The sequence below is a fragment of the Caulobacter sp. B11 genome (assembly GCF_002737765.1).
In the GTDB taxonomy this organism is placed as follows: domain Bacteria; phylum Pseudomonadota; class Alphaproteobacteria; order Caulobacterales; family Caulobacteraceae; genus Caulobacter.
The window spans coordinates 1-3,454 of the sequence record NZ_PEGG01000152.1 but is presented as its reverse complement, the minus strand read 5'-3'; the positions used below and the strand labels follow the sequence as shown (position 1 = coordinate 3,454).

The 3,454-nt window shown below is 71.1% G+C and carries 4 protein-coding genes and 1 pseudogene; 1 reads left to right on the top strand and 4 read right to left on the bottom strand.

All coding sequences use genetic code 11. The features are described 5' to 3' along the window. The coding region (locus CSW58_RS07505) for a DUF3617 family protein (protein ID WP_099446872.1) at window positions 1–423 on the bottom strand (423 nt) is incomplete at its 3' end. A 197-nt stretch (window positions 424–620) separates the two neighbouring features. Between CSW58_RS07505 and rpmB the strand changes: the two genes are divergently transcribed. After that, window positions 621–926, top strand: coding sequence for a 50S ribosomal protein L28 (rpmB, locus tag CSW58_RS07500; protein WP_099446871.1), 306 nt, complete (start codon window positions 621–623; stop codon window positions 924–926). Window positions 927–1,048: 122 nt separating this feature from the next. On the opposite strand, the gene CSW58_RS07495 is transcribed toward rpmB, so the two are convergent. The 3 genes and pseudogenes from CSW58_RS07495 to CSW58_RS07485 all read right to left on the bottom strand — a co-directional run bounded on the left by CSW58_RS07495 (window position 1,049) and on the right by CSW58_RS07485 (window position 3,243). Beyond that, window positions 1,049–1,363 (bottom strand): hypothetical protein, encoded by a 315-nt coding sequence (locus CSW58_RS07495; RefSeq protein WP_099446870.1) that lies wholly within the window; start codon window positions 1,361–1,363, stop codon window positions 1,049–1,051. Window positions 1,364–1,550: 187 nt separating this feature from the next. Continuing rightward, window positions 1,551–2,462, bottom strand: coding sequence for a hypothetical protein (locus CSW58_RS07490; protein ID WP_143755121.1), 912 nt, complete (start codon window positions 2,460–2,462; stop codon window positions 1,551–1,553). Window positions 2,463–2,497: 35 nt separating this feature from the next. Continuing rightward, window positions 2,498–3,243: pseudogene (locus CSW58_RS07485) on the bottom strand (phosphatase PAP2 family protein). Between the last annotated feature and the right edge of the window lie 211 nt (window positions 3,244–3,454).

Below are 3,454 nucleotides of genomic sequence, written 5' to 3'. Positions count from 1 at the left end.
CCCCGCCGCGCAGGTGGCGCTGGTGCGGTGGGCGTCCATCACCCCTGCCAGGGGCACGCCATTGACCGTCTTGAGCTTGATGTTCAGCCGGAAGCTCTCGGGCGTGTAGCCGCCATTGGCCGTGACCGGGGCCACCCGGCCCTTCTTGTCAGTCCACGTGCCCTTCAGCGCGATCTTGCCGCCGGCCACCTGGCGGGTCTGGTAGTCGCAGGTATAGCGGCGCGTGCAGATGCCCTTGGCGAACTGCTCGACGTCGGCCTGCTTGAGGCAGCGCGACTCGCTGCCCGCCGGGATGGGGCCGATACGGTAGCTGTACTCCCACTGCCCCGGCAGGATCGTGGTCGGGGCCGGGGTCGACGCCAGGCCGACCGAGCCGACCAGGGCCAGGCCCGCGGCGGTGAGGGCGAGAGCGATCAGGCGCATGCGAAATGTCTCCAACATCGGTCTCTCTATATAGAGCGCGAGATGAACGGCGGTTGAAGCGCTGTTGCGGCGCCGCACGCCTTGACTCAGAGGGTCCCGTTCGCCTATATCGCCCGCTCTCGCGCCGTGGTCCGCCGCTCGCGCGCCCAATTTCTGTATGCGGGACCGTCGGTCTCGCCCAAACCAAGGTATCCGCCATGTCGCGCCGTTGCGAACTCACCGGGATCGGTCCGATGGTCGGCCACAATGTGAGCCACTCGAACATCAAGACCAAGCGCCGCTTCCTGCCCGCGCTGTCGCCGGCCACCCTGGCGTCCGACTCGCTGGGTCAGACCTTCAAGCTGCGCATCAGCAACGCCGCCCTGCGCACCCTGGACTTCCGCGGTGGGCTGGACGTGTTCCTGCTCGGCGCCAAGGACGAGCAGCTGTCGCCGCGCGCCCTGAAGATCAAGGCCCAGGTGAAGGCCAAGGCCAAGGCCGCCGCGACCGCCGTCGCCGCCTAGGGCTTCAGCCCCGGCTGACCAAAACGAAGAACGGCCCGCGAGCATCTCGCGGGCCGTTTTTTCATGTCTGGATCCTGGCCCGCGCCCTCCCCCGCGAACGGGGAAGGGTTCAGGGTCTTGGCTTAGCGCGCGGCGTAGGCCAGCGGCTGGGCGGGGTTGGCGGCGTTGTAGGCGCTGACGGCCGGGTTGTTGATCTTGCTGACGGCGCTGTTGACCGAGGCGCGGACGCAGGACGGGTAGATGTAGAGGGCCATGGTCTCGCCGCGCAGGTCCTGCCAGCAGACGGTGCTGGCGGCGCGGACGATCTCGCCGCGAACCTGCTGGGCGGACTTGCCGGCCAGTTGGACGCGGACTTGGCCGCCGGCGGGGGCGGCGGCGGCGGGAGCGGCGACGATGAGGGCGAGGGCCGACAGGGCCAGGGCGGTGGAGCGGATCATGGGAAGGATTCCTGGGGCAGGCGGTTGAATCTGAAACCGCTTCCCGATCGCTTCCCCCGATGCGGGCCGGGTCTCGCCCGCTCCGCCTTCCTTACCGATATAGCCTCGACCTTATTGGTGATCAACGATTATGTTGCACTGCAAGGTAAACTCGAAAATATATGAACAGCGATCAGGCGCCGTAGCGTCAATCGCGGGCAATTGGCGGCGCGCCGCGGCCCAGCGGTCGGTATCCGTCCCCGCCCGACCCGTTCTGCCCGCCCGATCGCGCCGCCTCGGCGGGGATCGCCAGACGCAGTGGCGGCGGGGCCTGGCCCAGGGCGATCGGCTCCAGGGTTCGCGGATCCATGGCCCCGGTTCGCGCCAGCACCCAGCCGCCGCCCGCCTCGCGGCGCAGTTCGGCGGTCATCAGGCGCGCGCCTGTCGGGCCCTTATCCTCGCAGGTCATGGCCAGCCGGCCGCCGCCGCTCCACAGCAGGGCCTGGCAGTCGCTCTGGACGAAGCCGATCCGCCGCAGCCGGCCGCTGACCGAGCGGATCACGGTCACCGAGCCCGGCGCCGCGTCGTCGCCGGCGAAGGCCAGAACGGCGGTGCGGCCGTCGGGCGCGACCGTGACCTCGCCGGCCCCGTCCACCAGTCCGCCTGACGGGTCGACCAGAACCGTGCGCGACGCCCCGTCGCCGCGCGACAGACGCAGCCAGGTCACCGGATGACCGTCCAGCTGGATCACCCCGCCGAAGGACCAGCGCGCGCAGCCGGCGCTGGCGGGGCAGGCGCCGACATCGTCGAACCGGGCCGTATCGACGCCGTCCTGGCTGAGGATCAGGGCGCCCGCCTCGCGGCGGGCGATGTCGGGATGCCGGGCCAGGGCCTTGGCCTCCTGCTGGGCGGCTGAAACCGCCTGGCGCCGAAGCGCCGCGCGCTCGGCGGGGCCCGGGCCGACCAGGATGGCGACGGCGGCCAGATTGGCGGGCGAGGCGGGCGCGAGCGGGCGCCCAGGGGGGCGAGAAGCGGGGCGAGACGGCGCATGGGGCGCGCTGCTCAGCACCAGCCCGGTCGCCGCCACGACGAACGCCGCTGCGCCGATCGCGATCCGCATCATCCCCTAGATCCCCGCAGCCTGTCCTTCGCCGCTTAAGCCGCTTCGCGGGTTCGGTCGAGCCGCCATCCGGTCCGGCGCTCCCAGGCCCAGGCGGCCAGCCAGCAGGCCATGGCCCAGGCCGCGCCGACGCTCCATCCGGCCAGGACGTCGCTGGCCCAGTGGACGCCCAGATAGACCCGCGACAGCCCCACCAGCAGCGACAAGGTCACCGCCGCGCCCAGGGCCAGGGCCTTGACCCGCCTGCGGGCCGAGAAGCGGGCAGCCAGGGCCCCGAGACTGAGAAACACCACCGCCGACAGCATGGCGTGGCCCGAGGGGAAGCTGGGATTGAAGGCCTCGACCGCGCGGAAGGCCAGGTCCGGCCGCTCGCGCCCGAACGCCGCCTTCAGGGCCTGGCTGATCGCCACCCCGCCGCCGGCCCGATCAGGATCACCAGGGCCTCGCTCCAGCGGCGCAGGCTGGCCATCAGGGCGACCGCCAGCAGCACCAGCAGGCTCAGGACCGTCACCGAGCCCAGGGCGGTGACGTCGGCGGCGGCGACATGCAGCCAGTCCGGCCCGATCAGGCGGTGGGGATCGCCCGGCACGCGCAGGGCCATCAGCACCCGCAGGTCGAGGCGGGTCGTGTCGCCCTCGGCCACCTCGTCGGCGATGTCGAGAAACGCCAGGCCGCCCAGGGCGCAGAGCAACAGGGCCGCCGTGGCCGCCAACTCGCCGCGGGCGGCGGCGAGGAGGTCGGGAAGACGTCGGGCGAACTGGCGAACATGGGTTAGCGGCATTGTGCTCCAACGCCTGAAAGCTCGGCTGGTGGCCCGCGAGGCGACCGATTTCCGCCGTCTGAAGATGAACCTAACCCGAACAGGCCCGTTCATCCCCAGTGCAAATCACGGGGCCTAAGGTCGGGACATCGAAAAGGAGTTCGCCATGAAGCGTTTCATTATCTCCGCCCTGGCCGTCACGATGCTGGCGGGTACGGCACTGACCGGCACG

What these genes read in the sequence shown, in the direction of transcription:
- CSW58_RS07490 (WP_143755121.1), bottom strand. Translation starts at nt 2,462, where the DNA reads ATGCGGATCGCGATCGGCGCAGCGGCGTTCGTCGTGGCGGCGACCGGG.
- CSW58_RS07495 (WP_099446870.1), bottom strand. Translation starts at nt 1,363, where the DNA reads ATGATCCGCTCCACCGCCCTGGCCCTGTCGGCCCTCGCCCTCATCGTC.
- rpmB (WP_099446871.1), top strand. Translation starts at nt 621, where the DNA reads ATGTCGCGCCGTTGCGAACTCACCGGGATCGGTCCGATGGTCGGCCAC.